Annotated in this window: 13 protein-coding genes and 1 pseudogene; 1 reads left to right on the top strand and 13 read right to left on the bottom strand. The window is 65.1% G+C overall.

Annotated features, from left to right (window positions below; genetic code table 11):
• Positions 1–18: 18 nt before the first annotated feature.
• From IVB26_RS14180 to hpaR, 13 genes and pseudogenes are all read right to left on the bottom strand, one after another.
• On the bottom strand, positions 19–1,230 hold the full coding sequence (locus tag IVB26_RS14180; RefSeq protein WP_247972223.1) for an ABC transporter substrate-binding protein: 1,212 nt from the start codon (positions 1,228–1,230) through the stop codon (positions 19–21).
• A 115-nt stretch (positions 1,231–1,345) separates the two neighbouring features.
• On the bottom strand, positions 1,346–1,921 hold the full coding sequence (locus tag IVB26_RS14175; protein WP_247972222.1) for an HdeD family acid-resistance protein: 576 nt from the start codon (positions 1,919–1,921) through the stop codon (positions 1,346–1,348).
• 130 nt (positions 1,922–2,051) lie between these two features.
• Positions 2,052–3,575: an FAD-dependent oxidoreductase gene (locus IVB26_RS14170; protein WP_247972221.1), complete on the bottom strand. Its 1,524-nt coding sequence runs from the start codon at positions 3,573–3,575 to the stop codon at positions 2,052–2,054.
• 27 nt (positions 3,576–3,602) lie between these two features.
• Complete coding sequence (folE, locus tag IVB26_RS14165; protein WP_247972220.1) at positions 3,603–4,229, bottom strand: GTP cyclohydrolase I FolE; 627 nt, start codon at positions 4,227–4,229, stop codon at positions 3,603–3,605.
• Between the two features lie 135 nt (positions 4,230–4,364).
• The gene (locus IVB26_RS14160) at positions 4,365–5,255 is read right to left on the bottom strand and encodes an alpha/beta fold hydrolase (RefSeq protein ID WP_247972219.1); all 891 of its coding nucleotides are present in this window, start codon (positions 5,253–5,255) and stop codon (positions 4,365–4,367) included.
• 117 nt (positions 5,256–5,372) lie between these two features.
• Positions 5,373–6,200 carry an HD domain-containing protein gene (locus IVB26_RS14155; protein WP_247972218.1) on the bottom strand — a complete coding sequence of 276 codons (828 nt, stop codon included), beginning with the start codon at positions 6,198–6,200 and terminating at the stop codon, positions 5,373–5,375.
• Positions 6,201–6,411: 211 nt separating this feature from the next.
• Entirely contained in the window at positions 6,412–7,290 is an 879-nt protein-coding gene (locus tag IVB26_RS14150; RefSeq protein ID WP_247972217.1) for a transglutaminase family protein, read from the bottom strand.
• Positions 7,287–9,815: a circularly permuted type 2 ATP-grasp protein gene (locus tag IVB26_RS14145; protein ID WP_247972216.1), complete on the bottom strand. Its 2,529-nt coding sequence runs from the start codon at positions 9,813–9,815 to the stop codon at positions 7,287–7,289. The genes IVB26_RS14150 and IVB26_RS14145 overlap by 4 nt, the downstream gene beginning before the upstream one ends.
• A 27-nt stretch (positions 9,816–9,842) precedes the next feature.
• The gene (locus IVB26_RS14140) at positions 9,843–13,112 is read right to left on the bottom strand and encodes a transglutaminase family protein (protein ID WP_247972215.1); all 3,270 of its coding nucleotides are present in this window, start codon (positions 13,110–13,112) and stop codon (positions 9,843–9,845) included.
• Positions 13,113–13,280: 168 nt separating this feature from the next.
• A complete protein-coding gene (locus IVB26_RS14135) occupies positions 13,281–14,804 on the bottom strand; it encodes a UxaA family hydrolase (protein WP_247972214.1) in 1,524 nt (507 codons plus the stop codon).
• 96 nt (positions 14,805–14,900) lie between these two features.
• A complete protein-coding gene (locus IVB26_RS14130) occupies positions 14,901–15,677 on the bottom strand; it encodes an HpcH/HpaI aldolase family protein (RefSeq protein ID WP_128967406.1) in 777 nt (258 codons plus the stop codon).
• Between the two features lie 129 nt (positions 15,678–15,806).
• Positions 15,807–15,965: pseudogene (locus IVB26_RS14125) on the bottom strand (malate dehydrogenase); the annotation flags it as partial.
• Between the two features lie 78 nt (positions 15,966–16,043).
• Positions 16,044–16,562 (bottom strand): homoprotocatechuate degradation operon regulator HpaR, encoded by a 519-nt coding sequence (hpaR, locus tag IVB26_RS14120; protein WP_246929545.1) that lies wholly within the window; start codon positions 16,560–16,562, stop codon positions 16,044–16,046.
• 111 nt (positions 16,563–16,673) lie between these two features.
• On the opposite strand from hpaR, the gene hpaH reads away from it, so the two are divergent.
• On the top strand, positions 16,674–17,480 hold the full coding sequence (gene hpaH / locus IVB26_RS14115) for a 2-oxo-hept-4-ene-1,7-dioate hydratase (protein ID WP_247972213.1): 807 nt from the start codon (positions 16,674–16,676) through the stop codon (positions 17,478–17,480).
• The last annotated feature ends 9 nt before the right edge of the window (positions 17,481–17,489 follow it).

Here is a 17,489-nt window from a genome sequence, read left to right as displayed (position 1 = left end):
CGGAGAGAGCTCCCGCCCTCACGTCCCGCGCAACAGCTCGCTCGCCACGATCCAGTCGTTGCCGTCGAACTGCAGCATATAGCCGTCCTTGATCGGACGGAAATCCTGCGGCGTGGTGTTGAGGGTGATGCCAGGCATCAGCAGCGACAGCGGCACGTTCTTCAGATTGGAGGCCTGCGCCATGATGTTCTCTCGCGTCAGATTGTCCTTGCACTGCCTAAGCAGCACCACCAGCGCTTCGGCAACCGTGTAGCCGTAGAGGCCGGCGACATTATTGACGTCGGCATTGGGTAGGCGCTTCTTCATGAAGTCGATATAGGCCGTCATCGCCGGATCGTCCTTGGGCGTCTCGACGAATGGCTTGAGCGCTCCGAGCGACAGCACGCCCTTGCCGGCATCGAGGCCCGCCGGCACCATCACGGTTGCCTTGTTGGCGCAGCCGCTTGCGAGGAAGCGCGTGGCCTGCCAGCCGACCTCATGCGCTTTCCGGATCGCCTGCGCGCAGGCGCGCGGCGTCACCGAATAGATCATGAAGACGTCCGCCTTGGTGTTGGCCAGCGTCAGCACCTGGGAATCGACGGTGGGATCGGTGACCTCGAAGCTCGTGGCCATCGCGATCGCCTTGTCCGCGTCGGCACCGAGCGCCTCCTTGACGCCACGAAAATATTCCTTGCCGGCGTCGTCGTTCTGATAGAGCACCGCAAACCGCGCATTCGGGTTCTTGGCGCGGGCATAGGCGACGTCGATCGCGGCTTCGCTGGTGTAGTTCGGCGCCCAGGGCAGCGCCATCGACCACGGCATGTTGGCGGGATCGTTCCACTTCGAGGCCGAGCTGATCAGGAACAGCTGCGGCACCTTGTTGCTGTTGAGATATTTTGCGATCGCCGAGCTCGGCGCCGTGCCCATGGTCGCGAAGATGAAGGCGACGCCGTCGCCCTCGACCAGCCGGCGCGCCGCCTCCATGGTCTTGGGCGGCGAGAACGCGTCGTCGAGCGAGATCAGATTGAGCTTGCGGCCATTGACCCCGCCCTTCTCGTTGACCTCGTCGAAATAGGCGGAGATCACCCTGCCCGTGATGCTGAGCGGCGAAGCCGGGCCGCTATAGGGCATGGTGTTGCCGATCTTGATCTCGGTGTCGCTGACGCCGGGACCGTAGGATTTTTGCGCGGACACGGGCGTGGACAGGCAGGCGGCAGCCAACGCTGCGGCCAGGGCCAAAGCGGCTTTCATGGTTTCTCCCCGATGATGATCGCCGCACGATCCGGTCGCGCGGCGTGCTGCTTTTGTGTCAGCACGTCAGATCAGCGGAGTTCCGCAAGGCGGTCTTGCGTCGAGTTGCTGGTAGCTAGCGACGCTGCTTCAGGCTGAAGCCCAAGGAGATCCAACCCGCGCCCGCCATGATCAGGTCGATGCCGAGGAACAGGCCGAGGATATAGACGCTGTTCACCGGCCAGCGCGCGACGATCAAGAGGCCGAGCAGCAGCGTGATGGCGCCCGAGAGCGCGACCCACACCCACGGGCTTTCGCGCTTCATGCTGAAGGCGAGAAACAGCCTGACGGCGCCCGAGGCGATCAGCGACGCGCCGAGGAAGAGCGTCAGGAGCACTGCCGCGAACAGCGGATTCTCGAAAGTCAAGAAGCCCGCGATGACATAGAGCACGCCGAGCAAGGCCCAGACGAGAAACTTGCCCCAGCTCTTCACCTGGAACGCGCCGATGATCTCGGCCGCACCGGCGACGATCATCATGGCGCCGACCACGATCACGCTCGCCACCGTCGCCATCACCACGCTGCCGAGTGCAACGAAGCCCGCGATGAGGTAGACGACGCCGAGCGCGACGATCCAGCCCCATTTGGCGTGCAGCGCCGCGATGCCCGAGCCCAGACTTGAAGGATGGGAGATATCCGAGGCACTTGTCATGACGGCCACTCCTGCATGGGAAGCCCCGCGAGCGCACGCCAGGATAGCACGGGCCACACCGGGGCGACAGCCAGCTGAGCAGTCGCCGCGGGCAGCAACATTGACGCAAATCAAGGTCGAGTGCGGCGTTTCAGGCGCGCGACCGCTCCATCTCCAGCTCGGCCTTGAGGTTGTCGAGATCGCGATAAATTGAAGCAATCGCGAGGACGCGGCCGCCCTTGCGGTACTTCAGCAGGCAGTCCTTTCCGGAAATGCTGCCATCGATCGCGATGTCGTCCAAGCTCTCGGCGTGGCCGACATAGTTGATCGGCACGTCGTAGTGCTGCGACCAGAAGAAAGGCACCGCATCGAAGCGTTCGCGCCTGCCGAGCATGTTGCGCGCCGCGGCCTGACCCTGCCGCTCCGCCACCACCCAATGCTCGACGCGGATGGTCTGCCGGGCATGCGGATCGGGCCAGCGCGCGATGTCGCCGGCCGCGAAGATACCGGACACGCTGGTCTCCAGATATTCGCTCACGCTGACGCCACGATCGGCCGCCAGCCCCGCCTGCTCGGCGAGTGCGAGGCGCGGCTTGACGCCGATGCCGACGACGACCAGGTCAGCTTCGATGACGGCGCCGCTCTTCAGCGTCGCGCGCATGCCGTCGAGGTTTTCCACCGTATCCTTCAAGTGGAAGATAACACCGTTCTCCTCATGCAGGGACCGGACGAAATCGCCCATCTCAGCGCCGAGCACTTTCTGCATCGGCCGCTCTTCCGGCGCGACCACGTGCACCTCGATCTTGCGCGCGCGCAAGGAGGCCGCAACTTCGAGGCCGATGAAGCTGGCGCCGATCACCAGCGCGCGCCTCGCACTCCCCGCGGCCTTGATGATGGCGCGGCTGTCGGCGACGGAGCGCAAGGTGTGGACATGCGGCTGGTCCGCGCCCGGAATCTGCAGTTTGACCGGCTCGGCGCCGGTCGCGAGCAGCAGCCGATCGAATGGGAGCTTGTCGCCATTGCCAAGCGTGACACTGCGCGTCTTCGCATCAATGGCGGAGACGTCGGTGTTGAGCCTGAGATCGATGCCTGCGTTCCGGTAATAGTCCTCGTCGCGCAGCGGCAACCAGTCCTCCGGCGCGTTGCCCGCGAGATAATCCTTGGAGAGGTTTGGCCGGTCGACCGGCATCGCGCCGTCGTTGCTGAGCATGGTGATGGTGCCGGCAAAGCCCTCGCGCCGGAGCGTCTCGGCGGCGGAGAAGCCAGCGGCGCCGCCGCCGACAATGACGAATTTGTCCGGCGTCGGCGCGCTGCGATGTGCGGCCGGCGGCGTCAGTGCCTCTCGCTTGCGCCGAGCGATGATGTTGTCCCGGTCGCGCGTGACCTCCCATACCGCCAGCGCGTTCAACGCTGGCGGGCGGGTGGCTTCGCCCGTGCGCAAGGAGAAGCAGGCATGATGCCAGGGACAGCGGATGGTGTCGCCCACCACCAGTCCCTCGGCGAGCGGGCCGTGATAATGGCTGCAGGCCGGCTCGATCGCAAAAATTTCGCTGCCGGCCTGCACCAGCAGGACGTCTTCCTCCCCGACGTGACCGAGCAATTTGCCGTCCTTGAACGCGGTCAGCGATACGCCTTTGGTCAGGTCCGGTCCGTGCGGCTTGTTGTTCTCGGTCATGGCGCCGTCTCCTCGAGCTAGCGCGGGTCAATCGTCCGAATTGGCGAGCCCCAATAATTCCTGGCGCGTCAGCGCATTGTCGCGGAATACACCCAGCATGCGGCTGGTGACGAGATCGGTCCCGGGCTTGTGCGCACCGCGCGTGGTCATGCAGTGATGGGTCGCCTTGATGATGACGCCGACGCCTTCGGGCTTGAGCACGTCGTTGATGGTATTGGCGATCTGTGCGGTCATCTTCTCCTGGATCTGCAGCCGTTTGGCGTAGACGTCCACCACGCGCGCAAGCTTGCTGATGCCGACGACGCGACCTTGCGGAATATAGGCGACCCAGGCGCGGCCGACGATCGGCGCCATATGGTGCTCGCAATGGCTCTCGAAGCGAACGCCGCGCAGGACGATCATCTCGTCATAGCCTTCGATCTCCTCAAAGGTCTTTTGCAGGATTTCGGTCGGATCCTGCGCGTATCCGGAAAAATACTCCTCGAAGGCGCGTGCGACCCGGTCCGGCGTCTCGCGCAGACCGTCGCGCGCGGGATCATCGCCGGCCCAGCGGATCATAGTCCGGATCGCCCGCTCGACCTCTGCCTTGTCAGGCCGTTCAGCAGGCACCTGGGCCACCGCGACACGCTCCAGCTTGCGCACTTGTGACTTCATCGAGATCCTCCCTGCAACGAGCCCGCATACAGACGCGGCCCCACAGCTTGGACGGCTGCAATCGGAAAAGGTTCCCAGGATCAGGAAAAATCGGAAGGACGACAGACAAGTCGGCCGCAAGACGAGAAACGGGCTCTATGAGGCCACTTTCCGGACGTCGATCACGGCCTGCGCCCATTCGGCCGGCCGCTCCTGCGGCAGGTTATGACCGGCATCGGTGAAGACGCGGCGCTCGAACGAGCCCTCGAACTTGCGTGCGTGATGAGCGGTGCCGGGATTGACGCCGTCGCTGTCGCCGTCGATCGCGATGGTCGGGACGCGGATCGGCGGCTGCGCGGCGAGCCTTGCCTCGATCGCTGCGTAAGCAGGATCGCCCGCGACCAGCGCATAACGGTGGCGGTAGGAATGGATCACGACATCGACGAAGTCGGTGTTGTCGAAGGACACCGCACTCCGCTCGAACGTTGTGTCGTCGAACGCCCATTTCGGCGACCACATCGACCAGAGCTGTCGCGCGAAGCCGCGCCGATCGCGCTCCAGCGCGCGGCGGCCGCGCTCGTTGTGGAAGAGATATTGATACCAGAGCGCGGCCTCCTCCGGCGGCGAGGCCGGCTCCATGGCGCGAGCGATGTTCTGGATGTTGTAGGAATTGCCGGAGACGAGACCGATCACGCGCTCCGGATAGAGCGCCGAGACCACGCAAGCGGCACGTCCGCCCCAGTCATAACCTCCCACCACTGCACGCGTGATGCCGAGCGCGTCCATGAAGGCCAGGAGATCGGCGCCGAGCGCCGCCTGCTCGCCGGAGCGCAGCGTCCCGGGAAAGCGAAACTGCGTCGGCCCATAGCCGCGCAGCCAGGGCACGAGCACGCGTGCGCCGGCTTGTGCAATGAGGGGCGCGGCCTCGGCATAGGCGTTCACGTCGTAGGGAAAGCCGTGGCCCATGATGCAGGGCCAGCCATCCGGCGCGCCGTATTCGCGATAGGCGATGTCGAGGATGTCCGTGGCGATCGTTTTTTGTTGCATGATTGCTCACGGCGTTGGGACTTCGTAGCCCGGATGAAGCGCAGCGAAATCCGGGGAACGCCCGCATCCGCGAATCCCGGATTTCGCTACGCTGCATCCGGGCTACAAGGGCGCAGATTATCTCTGCGGGCCGGACAGCGAGATGTCGCGCTCGGCGCGGAACACGTTGCTGTAGAGGTTGGCGATCCATTGCCGGCCGATCTCGGTCTTGTTGAGATAGCCGATCTCGGTCTGGATGTGGGGAGCGACGCTGTTCCAGTAGAATTGTGGATATCGGTTCACAATGTCGGCGGGCGAATCGTAGCCGAGCTGGCGATTCATGCCGACCTCTTCGAACTCGTAATACAGCGCGTTGGCCTTGCGCAGATAGTTGGGATCGCCGAGCTGGCCGATGAAGTCAGCCGCGCGCAGGATCGAGGCTTCGTCGTCATATTCCTGGCCTTCGCGGGCCGGAAAGCGCGTGCCCTCGATGGCGCGGGCAACGCGCTCGGGGTCGACTCCGGGAATATGCCGCAGCCGCCGCGTCACATAAAGCTTCGAGCGATCGACGTGATACATCATCAGGCTCGCATCCGATGCACCACGCGGCAACGAGATCTTGGTGTCGGCCGCGTCAATGACGAAGCCGTCGGAATCGTCCTCCTCGAACAGCCCGCGCACATAGCCGATGTCGTGGGCGAGGCAGGCGATCAGGACATGGACGTAGTCCTCAGCCGACAGGTGGGTATGAAGACTCCGGCCGCCGAGGATGGCCTGAGCTGCCAGCGTCACCAGCATCGTATGCTCGATATTGTGATAGAGCGCATCGCTGTTGCCGATGCATTCCATCGCGGTGCGGGTCGCGCTCTCGATGATGTTGGCGGAAGTCTCATCGTACCGGCGACGCATGAACTTACCGAGGAAGCCCTCGAGGGATTCAGCCGCCAGTCTCGGTAAGGTTATCATGGATGCAGCCCCGTCCGCCGCTGGTGTCCCACGCTCTCTCCCGACGCCTCTCTGTTCTCGACGCAAGCCAGCATAGCCCATCTTGGGCCGGCTGACCAAACCCTTGGCAACGCGATTATGGAAATATGTTACCGTTGTGCTATGCGACATCGCGGTTGCGGCAGCGGCCCGATACACCCTCGCGGCCGGCGACGGCGCGGCCAGCCCGCTTCTATTCCACCAGCAGCACGTCGACGGCGACGCCAAGCTTCTGCTTGGGCGAGCCGACGATGATGCCGTCGACGGGCGAGACGTCGGAGAAATCGCGCCCGACCGCAAGCACGATATGGTCGTTGCCAATCAGCAGATCGTTGGTCGGGTCGAAATCGACCCAGCCAAGCTCGGCCCCGCACCACAGCGACACCCAGGCATGGGTGGCATCGGCGCCTTGCAGGCGCGCCTGGCCCGGCGGCGGAATGGTGCGCAGATATCCGCTGACATAGGCCGCTGGCAGACCGAGCCCGCGCAGCCCTGCGATCATCACATGGGCAAAATCCTGGCAGACGCCGTGACGCTTGTCGAAGACCTCGCCGAGCGGCGTCGAGATCACCGTCGCCTTGGGATCGTAGCGAAACTCGGTGCGAATGCGACACATGAGATCGACCGCGCCCTCGAGGACGCCCGCGCCGGGCGCAAAGCTCAAAGCCGCGTAGGCGCTGACGGGACGCAGCACCGGCACCAGCGGGCTGGCAAAGACATACCCGACCGGCGAGGCCGGACCGAGGCTGGTCGCCTCGAAGGCGATATCGCGAACGCTCTCCCAGGACGGGCTCGAGGCATCGCGCGCCGGCGGCTGGCGCGACACCGACACGCGCGAGCGCGAGTCGATCCGCAGATTGCGATGCGCGGCCTCGATCACCACGCTCTCGGTGAGCGCGCCGAAGAAATCGCGGCGGACATTGCGCTCGGACGGGCGCGGACGGATCTCGACATGATGCGAGATCAGCTCCTGGCCGCCGCCGCTTCTGGGCTCCAGCCGCAAGGTGCAGCGGGCGAAGCTGACCGGATTCTCGTATTCGTAGGTGGTGACGTGACGGATGTCGTAGATCACGCCAGCCCCGTCAGCTTTTCCGGCCGGCTGGCATTGGGGCCATGCGGGAAGTAGTGCTGCCCGATCGCCTCGGCGAGGCTGAGCAGATCCTGTTCCAGCGCGAACAGCGTCTTGACCTCGAGCCTCTCGGCCTCAGCCGTCGCAAGCATCGCCTGCATCGCCACCGCGAGCCGTTGCGGCTTCTCGATCAGGCCGTGCTCCTTCAGGCTCGGTAGCGCGGCAATGTGCTCGTTCAGCGTCGTCACCTGGAACGCCACCGAACGCGGATTGTAGGGATCGAGCACGGCAAGGTCGCGCACCGGCGCGAGGATCGGCGCCAGCAGATAGCGCGAGCGGTAGGTGATCTGGCAATCCACCAGCGTCAGCAGGATGTCGAGATCCTCGTCGCCGGCCTCGTCATAGGCGAACTGGCGTGTGAAGCGCGTGGTGTTGATGGCGCGCTCGGTGCGGCGGCCGATGTCGAGAAAACGCCAGCCGGCGGCGCGGTTCATGTTCTCCTGTGCAAGTCCCGCAAAGCTTGCAAGCTCCTGCAAGGTCAGCTCGGCCGCGCTCAGCACGCTGTCGTCGCCCTCGACCTCATAAGCGAGGCGCTCGGCCATCTCGGTGATGACCTGCCAGGCATCGGGCGACAGCCGCTCGCGCAAGGAGGTCGCGGTGCGCTGCGCCGCGCGCACCAGCGACAGCGCCGAGCCGAAACGCGCCTCGCTCTGCAAGGCTTCGGCCACGATGCGCCCGGCGGCCTTGCGCGAGGTTTGCGAGATCGCGCCCCAGGCCACCAGCAGGCGCTGGATCCGTTCGGCCGATTGCAGCGAGGCCGCGGTGCCCTTGTTGGGCCCGCTCGGCGAGCCCAAAGCGCGCACCAGTCGCAGCGTCGCCTCGGCGCGTTCCAGATAGCGGCCGAGCCAGAACAGATTATCGGCAGCGCGACTCGGCAGCACGCCGGCGATACGGCGGATACGCACCTTGTCCGTCGCCGGCAGCAGCGTCGCGGCGGTCGCGACCTGCTTGTCGGAGACCACCCAGACGTCGGCGGCACGGGCGCCGTCGCCCATCGACACCGCGCGGGCATCCGGCTGATCGGCGATGCGGCAGAAGCCGCCGGGCATGATGGCCCAGCCGTCGGGCGTCGCCGCGGCGAACACGCGCAGCACGAAGGGGCGCGACGTGATCTGGCCCCGCTCCCACACCGGCATGGTCGAAAGCCGCACCACTTCCTGGCCGACATAATCCATGCCACGCGTGGTGATGGCGTCGACCAGGCGTTGGCGGTCGGTCGCATCCAGCTCGCTCGCGAGCACCGGGCCGTTGCTGTCGAAGCCGGGCACGCCGCGCCGGTAGGCGCCTTCGATCGCGACCTCATCGAGCCGCGACAGCACCTCCTCACGCGCGACGCGCTGGCCGCACCACCAGGTCGCGATATGCGGCATCTTCAGCTCCTCGCCGAGCAGGCGGCGGCTGAGCGCCGGCAGGAAGCCGAGCAGCGCCCGCGCCTCCAGCACGCCCGAGCCCGGCATGTTGGCGACGACGACGCCATCCTTGCGCAGCACGTCGATCAGGCCGGGGACACCGAGATGCGAGGAGGCATCGAGCTCGAGCGGATCGAGCGAATTGGAATCGACGCGGCGCAAGAGCACGTCGAGGCGCTTCAACCCGGCGACCGTGCGGATGTGGATACGGTTGTCACTGACCGCGAGATCGTCGCCCTCGACGAGGAGGAAACCGAGATAGCGCGCCAGCGTCGCGTGCTCGAAATAGGTCTCGCTGAAGCTGCCGGGTGTCAGCACGCCGATCCTGGGCTCGTCGCGGTCGGCGCGCGCACGCAGGCTGTCGCGAAAGGCCTCGAAGAACGGCGCGACGCGCGGCACGTTCATCGACTTGTAGAGATCGGAGAAGGCGCGCGAGAGCACCAGACGGTTCTCCAGCGCATAGCCCGCGCCCGAGGGCGCCTGGGTGCGGTCGCCGAGCACCCACCAGCGGCCGTCAGGCCCGCGGCCGACATCGGCGGCATAGAGCGAGAGATAGCGGCCACCCGGCGGCGGCACGCCGCAGACGGGGCGGAGATATTCGGGGCTGCCGGCGATCGCAGCCGCCGGCAGCGCGCCTTCCGCAACCAGCCGGCCTTCACCATAGATGTCGCGCAGCACGCGCTCGAGCAGCTCAGCGCGCTGGGTGATGCCGGCGCAAAGCTGCTGCCAGTCGGCCTCGTCGATCAAGAGCGGCAGATGGCTGATCGACCATGGCCGGTCGGCGCTGTCGCCGGGCGCACGGTAGGTGACGCCGGCCTCGCGAAGGTGGCGGTCGGCCATGCCGAATCGCCGCTCGATCTCGTCGGGCGCCAGCGCGCCGAAGGCATCGAAGAAGCGGCTCCAGACCGCGCGCGGGGCGCCGTCGGGGCCTAAGAACTCGTCGGGAATGCCGGGCAGGCGGCTATATTCGCGGACCCATTGCGCGAGGCGGCGCTGGCCTTCACGCTGATCTTGCGCCCTGCCCGCCTTGTCGTCCTGTTCCGCTGCGCCCTCGCCCATGCGCCTCTCCCTGCCCCACCATCATACTCATTGCAGGAGCGGGGTCCGCAAGTCGAGGGTCAGCGGAAACTCATTTGTGCGTTCCTCGGGCGGTGGCTGGACCGGTCCCGGCGTATGGCCGTGGTCCTGGAAGCGCGCCAGCCGCCGTGCCTCGGCCTCGTAGGTGTTGACCGGCTTGGTGTCGTAGCTTCGGCCGCCCGGATGGGCGACGTGATAGACGCAGCCGCCGAGCGAGCGGCCGTTCCAGCTGTCGATCAGGTCGAAGGTCAGCGGCGCGTGGACGGGAATGGTCGGGTGCAGGCCGGAGGCTGGCTGCCAGGCCTTGAAACGGACGCCGGCCACGGCCTCGGCCGACCGGCCGGTCGACGTCATCGGCAGGCGGCGACCGTTGCAGGTGACGATATGGCGGCCCTCGATAAAACCTTCCGCCTTCACCTGAAGCCGTTCAACCGAACTATCAACATAGCGCACGGTGCCGCCGGCCGAGCCCTCCTCGCCCAGCACGTGCCAGGGCTCCAGCGCCTGGCGCAATTCCAGCGTCACGCCGCCATGATGGACGCGGCCGAAGGCGGGGAAGCGGAATTCGAGCTGGGCCAGATACCATTCCGGCTCAAAGGGATAGCCCGACTGCTTCAACTCAGAAAGCACGTCAACAAAATCCTGCCAGATGAAATGCGGCAGCATGAAGCGATCGTGCAGCGCCGTGCCCCAGCGCACGAACTTGCCTTGTTGCGGCTCGCGCCAGAACCTTGCGATCAGCGCGCGGATCAGGAGTTGCTGCGCCAGCGACATACGCGGATCGGGCGGCATTTCGAGCGCGCGGAATTCGACGAGGCCGAGCCGCCCCGTGGGCCCCTCAGGCGAGTAGAGCTTGTCGATGCAGATCTCGGCGCGGTGGGTGTTGCCGGTGATGTCGACGAGCAGATGCCGGAACAGCCGGTCCACCAGCCACAGCGGCGTCTGGTAGCCCGGCGGCGGCACGTGCGAGAGCGCGATCTCGAGCTCGTAGATGCTGTCGTGGCGGGCTTCGTCGATGCGCGGCGCCTGGCTGGTCGGGCCGATGAACAGGCCGGAGAAGAAATAGGACAGCGACGGGTGCCGCTGCCAGTACAGCACCAGGCTCTTGAGCAGATCCGGCCGGCGCAAAAACGGCGAGTCCTGTGGGCTCGAACCGCCGATCACGACATGATTGCCGCCGCCGGTGCCGGTGTGGCGGCCGTCGACCAGGAAGCGGTTGGCGCCGAGACGAACTTTGCCGGCGTCCTCATAGAGGCCGGAGGTGATCTCGACGGCCTCGCGCCAGTTCCTGGCCGGCTGGATGTTGATCTCGATCACGCCGGGATCAGGTGTCACCTTGATGACTTCGATGCGTGGATCGAACGGCGGCGGATAGCCCTCGACATGAACCTGAATCTGCATCTCCTCGGCGGTGGCTTCGAGCGCGGCGACCAGTTCGAGATAATCCTCGATGCGCTCGACCGGCGGCATGAAGGCGCAGAGCACGCCGTTGCGGACTTCGACCGACATCGCGGTGCGCACCGGGACGGACGTGTTGAGATGCTCGCGCTCGACCCGCGGTGGCGCTTCCGGACGCGCCGGCAACGTGAACACCGGCAGCTTGCCCCGCGCCTCCATCGGGTCCTGCTCGACGATGTAGGGATATTGGTTGGGCGGGACATAGCCAAGCGAGCCGATCGGCAAGCGCAAGCCCAGTGGTGAATCGCCCGGCATCAGGAATAGATGATTGCGCCGGAGTTGCCAGCGCTCGCTGCGCCAGCGCGGCGGCGCGTTCCAGCGTTGCACCGGCAGCACGAAACCCCGTGGCGCGTTGAGGCCTTCGTCGAACACACGCGCCATCCGCGCGCGGGCTTCCGGATCGGACAATTTGGAGTCGGAGGGATCGACGTTGACGGGAAGCTCTGCTTCCTTCTGGAGCCAGTACGCGGTGTCCTCAAAGGCCGGCATGATGTAGCCGGGATCCAGCCCGAGCCGCAACGCCGCGCCCTCCACGAACGCCTGGGCGTCCTTGACCTCGGCGCGCCGCGGATTCTCGATCTTCGCGATCAGATCGGCATTCTTCCAGATCGGCACGCCGTCCTTGCGCCAATACAGGCCAAATGCCCAGCGCGGCAGGCTTTCGCCCGGATACCATTTGCCCTCGCCATAATGCAGCAGCCCGCCCGGCGCGAAGCGCGTGTGCAGGCGGCGGATCAGATCATCGCCAAGCGCACGCTTGGTCGGGCCGACCGCCTCGGTGTTCCATTCCGCCGCTTCGAGATCGTCGACCGAGACGAAGGTCGGTTCGCCGCCCATGGTGAGCCGCACGTCTTGGGCTGCGAGATCACCGTCGACTTGCTCGCCGAGATCGTTGAGCCGTGCCCAGGACTCGTCGGAAAACGGCTTGGTGATGCGCGGCGCCTCGCGGATGCGTTTCACGCTCATGTCGAATTCGAACTCGACCTCGGCGAAGCCGGCGCCGCCGGAGATCGGCGCGGCCGAACGATAATGCGGAGTCGCCGCGACCGGGATGTGACCCTCGCCTGCGAGCATGCCGGAGGTGGCGTCAAAGCCGATCCAGCCCGCACCCGGCAGATAGACCTCGGCCCAGGCGTGCAGGTCGGTGAAGTCGTTCTCGACTTCCGGCGGCCCCTCGATCGGATCGATGTCGGGACGGATCTGGATGAGATAGCCGGAGACGAAACGGGCGGCGAGACCGAGATGACGGAAGGTCTGGATCAAAAGCCAGGCGGAGTCGCGGCACGATCCGGCACCGGAGGAGAGCGTCTCCTCCGGCGTCTGCACGCCGGGCTCCATCCGGATGATGTAACGGACGTGCTTCTGAAGCTCGCGATTGAGATCGACCAGGAAGTTGACGGTGTTCGGGGCCTCAGGCGGGATGGTATCGAGAAATTTCGCGAACAGGCGATCGGGCTTGATGGTCTCGAGATACGGCGCGAGCTCGGTCTTCAAATCCTTAGAATACTCGAACGGAAAGCTGTCGGCATAGGGCTCGACGAAGAAGTCGAACGGGTTGACCACCGTCATCTGCGCCGTGAAGTCGACCTCGATCTTCAATTCGGTCGTCTTCTCCGGAAAGACATAACGCGCCAGCCAGTTGCCTTGCGGATCCTGCTGCCAGTTTACGAAATGGTTGGATGGCGTGACCTTGAGCGAATAGCTCAGGATCGGCGTGCGCGTATGCGGCGCCGGCCGCAGGCGGATGGTCTGCGGTCCAAGGTCGATCGGACGGTCGTATTTGTAGTGCGTGACATGATGCAATGCGACGTAGATCGACACGGGGTGCGGTGCTCCAGCAGCTTTTTTGAGCAGAACACCGGAGGTGGGTGCGATCAAGCACTAACAACGGGCAGAGGGTGCCTACGGCACGGGCGAATGGTGAGTGGCGAATGGCGAATGGCCTTTGGAGCGGCCCTATTCGCTACTCCCCACTCGCTATTCGCCCTCTCACATCGTCGCCCCTAACACCCACGGCGCGAACTCGGCGCCGCCGAAATCGAAGCTCTCGCTCTTGGTCGGCTGACCCGAGGCGGTCTTGAGGATGAGTTCGAAGATGCGCTGGCCGCATTGCTCGACGCTTTCCTCGCCTTCGAGAATGGTGCCGCAATTGACGTCCATGTCCTCTTCCATGCGCTTGTACATGGGCGTGTTGGTTGCGAGCTTGATCGAGGGCGCCGGCTTGCAGCCGAACACGCTGCCGCGGCCCGTGGTGAAGCAGACGAGATTGGCGCCGCCTGCCACCTGCCCGGTTGCTGCGACCGGGTCGTAGCCGGGCGTGTCCATGAAGACGAAACCCTTCTTGGTGATGGGCTCGGCGTAGCGCAGCACCTCGACAAGGTTGGTGGTGCCGGCCTTCGCCATCGCGCCGAGCGACTTCTCCAGAATGGTGGTGAGACCGCCGGCCTTGTTGCCGGGGCTCGGATTGGCGTTCATCTCGGCGCCTTCGCGCGCGGTGTATTCGTCCCACCAGCGCATGAGATCGACCAGCTTCTCGCCGACCTCGCGGCTGACGGCGCGACGCGTCAGCAGATGTTCGGCGCCGTAGGTCTCCGGCGTCTCCGACAGGATCACGGTGCCGCCGTGGCGCACGATGAGATCGCTGGCAGCACCGAGTGCCGGATTGGCCGACACGCCGGAATAGCCGTCCGAGCCGCCGCATTGCAGAGCGACCGTCAGCTCGCTTGCCGGCACCGTCTCGCGCTTCACCTTGTTGGCGTCGGCCAGCGCCTCGCGCACGAAGGCGATGCCTGCTTCGACCGTCTTGCGGGTGCCGCCGACCTCCTGGATGTCCATCGCGCGCAGGCGGCCGGCGAGCTTCTGCTCTTCCATCAGGCCGCCGATCTGGTTCACCTCACAGCCGAGGCCAAGCACGATGACGTGGGAGAAATTGACGTGGCGTGCGTAGCCGCCGAGCGTGCGGCGGAGCAGCGCCAGCGGCTCGTTCTGCGTCATGCCGCAGCCGGTCTTGTGGGTCAGCGCGACCACGCCGTCGACATTGGGAAAATCGGCCAGCGCATTATCGCCGGTGAATGGATTTTTCTTGAAGACGTCGGCGACGAGGCTCGCGACATGCGCGCTGCAATTCACCGAGGTGAGGATGCCGATATAGTTGCGCGTCGCGACGCGGCCGTCCGGGCGGCGGATGCCCTCGAAGGTCGCCGGCAGGTCGAAGTTCGGCGTCGGCTTGACGTCGGCGCAATAGGCATAGTCCTTGGAGAAGTCGCCCATGCCGATGTTCTGCACGTGCACGTGCTGGCCCGGCGCGATCGGGATCGTCGCAAAGCCGATGATTTGCCCGTAGCGGATCACCGGCTCGCCCACCGCGATCGGCTTGATCGCGACCTTGTGGCCGGAGGGAATGCGCTCGAGCGTGGTTACGCCGTCGGCGACCACCGTCCCCGGCGGCAGGCTGGCGCGCGCGATCAGCACGCCATCATCGGGATGCAGGCGGATGACAGGGCTGATGGTCATGGGAGATCTCCTTGGGCGAATAGTGAGTAGCGAGTGGCGAATGGAAAAAGGGAGTAGCCCTATTCGCTACTCCCCATTCGCCATTCGCGAGAGTTTTCAGGCCTTCCCGCCCGAATCCTTGCGGGTCGCATTGACCTGCATCTTGGCATAGGTGGTCATCAGGCCGACCTCGTTCGAGAGCGTCACCAGCTTGAAGCCCATGTTGATGGCACGCGTTGCGCCTTCGGCGCCGCTGCAATGGATGCCGGGGTTGAGGCCGCGCTTGCCGCACTCCTTGATGATCTTCTCGTAGATCGCGAGGATCTCGGGCTCGCTGCGGTCGAGCTTGGGTTCGAGGCCGTAGGAGAAGCCGAGATCGGACGGACCGATATAGACGCCGTCGATGCCCTCGACGTCGAGGATCGCTTCCATGTTCTCGACCGCGGTCTTGGTCTCCATCATCGGCAGCAGGATGGTGTCGGCATTCGCGGTCTTCTGATAGGAGCCCGCGGTGCCGTACATGCCGGCGCGGATCGGACCGTTGGAGCGCACGCCCTGCGGCGGATATTTGGAATAGGAGACCAGGTTCCTGGCCTCCTGCGGCGTGTTGACCATCGGGCAGATCACGCCATAGGCACCGCCGTCGAGCACCTTGCCGATGATGCCGGGCTCGTTCCAGGGCACGCGGACCATCGGAGTGACCGGATGCTTGTCCATGGCCTGGAAGCACTGCACCATCGACAGATAGTCCTGCACGCCATGCTGCATGTCGACGGTGACGCTGTCGAAGCCGCATTGCGCGATCATCTCGGCCGAGAAGCCGGAGGGAATTGCGAGCCACGCGTTGACCACGGCCTTGCCCGACTTCCAGATTTCCTTGACCTTGTTCGCCACGTTGCCTTCCTTCTTTGTTGTTTGGACCGTGTTATTTGGACCATCGTCACCATGACGAGCGCCGCGACAGCACAATCCCGCTGTTACCGCGAACCGGGTCGCCGCGCTACGCTCGCAATGGCGTAAGACCTATGCGGTCGCCCTCTGGATGCTGATCTCGCTGACGCCGACCTCGCGGGCCGCGTTCACTATCGCCGCCCGGGTGTCATCCGGCAAGGGGATGCCGTTCTGGGCGCGCTCAGCGCGGGTTTTCCGCTCGGGATCACCGGGAATCAGCACCTGATCGACCACCAACGTGGCAGCAATTTGGGCGAAAAACCCCGCTTATGTCCATGGCTCGCGGCACCCGGACGCGCATATCAGCTTTCACTCCTCGGCACTTGCCTCCTCGGCGCCGCCGAGTTCTGCAAGACTCTGTTCGAGCGCACCTAGCATGTCCTGCAATTCGGCGAGTTTGCGTGCGCCAAAGCGTCGCGTGATCTCGGCATAGATCGCCTCCGAATTCGGCGCCACCGAGGCCATCAGCTTCACCCCCTCTTTCGAGATCGAGACCATGCTGCGGCGCTGATCGGTCTTGGCGGTCTTGCGCTCGATCAGCTTGCGGGCCTCGAGATCGCGCAGGATACGTGACAGGCTCGGTCCGAGCAGGAAGGCGGTGCGCGCCAGTTCCGTGACCTCGACCGCTTCGATCGCCGCCAGCGCGCGCAGGATACGCCATTGCTGCTCGGTCAAGCCGTGCTCGCGCAGCGAGGGACGGAACTGCCGCATCACCGCTTCGCGGGCCCGCAGCAGCGACATCGGCAGCGAACGCGAGAAATCGCGCATCGGCACCTGGCGCGCGGCGGGCGCGCTTCCGTTCGCTGGATCAGCCGGTCTCTTCACCATGATGCCCTTTCAAACCGCAATACGTTTGCAGTGCAGCAAGCCGAAATTGTGTTTGACGCATTCACTTAACATGTTAAGTATCTCCCGCCACCCCAATTTGTAAGATCACAAATGGCGCTTTCCAACGACGATATCCAAGCTTGCGCGAAGCGTCTGCACCAGGCGGAGAAGACCCGCACGCAGATCCGCCAGCTCTCGCAGGACTTCCCTGACATCACCATCGCCGATGCCTACGCGATTCAGAAGGCCTGGGTCGACGTCAAGATCGCGGAGGGCCGCATCGTCAAAGGCCACAAGATCGGCCTGACCTCGAAGGCGATGCAGAGCGCACTTGATATCAACGAGCCGGATTCCGGCGTGCTGCTCGACGACATGTTCTTCGCCGATGGCGGGATCATTCCGACCGAGCGCTTCATTGCGACGCGCGTGGAAGCCGAGCTCGCCTTCGTCATGAGCAAGCGGCTCTCGGGGCCCAATTGCACGCTATTCGACGTACTCAACGCCACCGACTTCGTCGTGCCGGCGCTGGAAATTCTGGATACGCGGATCGAGCGTGTCGATCCCAAGACGAAGGCGACGCGGAAGATCTTCGACACCATCGCCGACAATGCGGCCAATGCCGGCATCGTGCTCGGCGGACGGCCGATCCGCCCGCTGGACGCCGATCTGCGCTGGATCGGCGCGCTCTGCTTCAAGAGCGGTCAGTTGGAAGAGACGGGCCTTGCCGCCGGCGTGCTCAATCATCCCGCGACCGCCGTTGCCTGGCTTGCCAACAAGATCGCGCCGCTTGGGCTGGCGCTGGAGCCTGGGCAAGTCGTGCTTGCGGGCTCCTTCATCCGTCCGATCGAGACCCGCAAGGGCGACACAATTCAGGCCGATTATGGCGCCTACGGCTCGGTCAGCTGCTACTTCGCGTAAAGCAATAAG

The organism is Bradyrhizobium sp. 195, assembly GCF_023101665.1.
Lineage (GTDB): Bacteria > Pseudomonadota > Alphaproteobacteria > Rhizobiales > Xanthobacteraceae > Bradyrhizobium.
The sequence above is the reverse complement of the archived record's forward strand: the minus strand, read 5'-3'. Positions and strand labels throughout refer to the sequence as shown.